Genomic DNA, 1224 nt, shown 5'->3' with positions numbered 1-1224 from the left:
GCGGCGTCCTCACGGACCCAGCGATGATCGCGCGTGTGCTGGGGGGCGATCTTCCTCGCGACCTTGAGGCTCTCGAACGCGTCGTCGGGCAGCCCGGCCCACAACTGGGCTCGGCCGAGCTCGATGTAGAAACCTGACCTGCGCTCGGCTGGGAGGTCTCGCGGCGGCGCCCACTCGCGGGCCACTTCCAGGGCACGGTGCACATGGTCGCTGCCGAGGCTTACAGCGATTGACACCTCATGGATCCGCACCGACGATGGGCCGAACGCTGTGCCCCCGTAGATGCCCTCGGGCACCTGGTCCGCGAGGAGGCGGGCCTCGGCCAGGTGGGTGTCGGCGGCCGCAGCAGAGCCGGCGCGGCCCGCGATGACTGCCGCACGCATGTGCAGCGCGCCACGCGCCGCCCTGGTGTTGGCGTGGTCCGGGGACGGGGCGGTGTCGATCGCCGTCTCCAACGCGTGCAGGCCGCGATCGTGCCTGCCAGCGGCGAAGAAGGTCTCCGTGCGGACGTAGGCGACGGCCGCGTCGAGCACCCGGTCGTTGGCATACGGCGCGGCCCACCGCATCAGCTCGATCAGCCTGGCGGACAGGTCGTAGGCGCCGAACTTGTAGGCAATCGCGTCGGCGGAGCGACATGCGGACACGACTAGAGCGGCCACGTCCGGTCGCTCGTGCGCAGGCGCGGTGTGCAGGGCCCGGAGCAGCTCGGTGAGCAGGGCCGGCAGCTCACGCGCGATGCGGACGTACTGGGCCGCCAGCCGCCAGGTGACCGCGTCGGCGACCTTGGCCCTGAGTTCGGGCATTGGCCGGACAGAACCGTCTTCGGGCATGTCATAGGCGGCGATGGCGGCCGACAGAATGGGGAGCGCCTGTTGGATTCGCGAGCTCGCCTGTGCCTGGTCGGCCAGGAGGATGGACGGGTCGATGCGGAGGGCGGCCGCGATCGCTTCCAGAACGCCGTCGCCGGGGCCTCGCGCCCCGCGTTCGACCTTGCGAAGGGTGCCGACATGGATGTTGGCGGCATCAGCCAGCTGCTGCTGTGTCAGCCGGGCGACACTTCGGTGGTAGGCGATACGCCGGCCTATCCCGCTGCGAGGGTCTGCAGGCATTGAGGCTCCAGTTCGAGGCGTCCATTTCGGACTGTAGCGGCGCTGCGACGGCTCTGCCCAGATCATGGGCAGAGCCGTTCTCCCTATCGGGCGTCGTCGGCTGCGATGGCGACCA

1 protein-coding gene is annotated in these 1224 nt (G+C 70.2%); it reads right to left on the bottom strand.

Annotation, left to right across the window (positions count from 1 at the left end):
* A partial coding sequence (locus tag ACWEVS_RS46315) for a helix-turn-helix domain-containing protein (protein WP_452557638.1) occupies positions 1-1175 on the bottom strand: 1175 nt, incomplete at its 3' end.
* Positions 1176-1224 lie beyond the last annotated feature (49 nt).

It is taken from the genome of Nonomuraea sp. NPDC003754 (assembly GCF_053605785.1).
The sequence above is the reverse complement of the archived record's forward strand: the minus strand, read 5'-3'. Positions and strand labels throughout refer to the sequence as shown.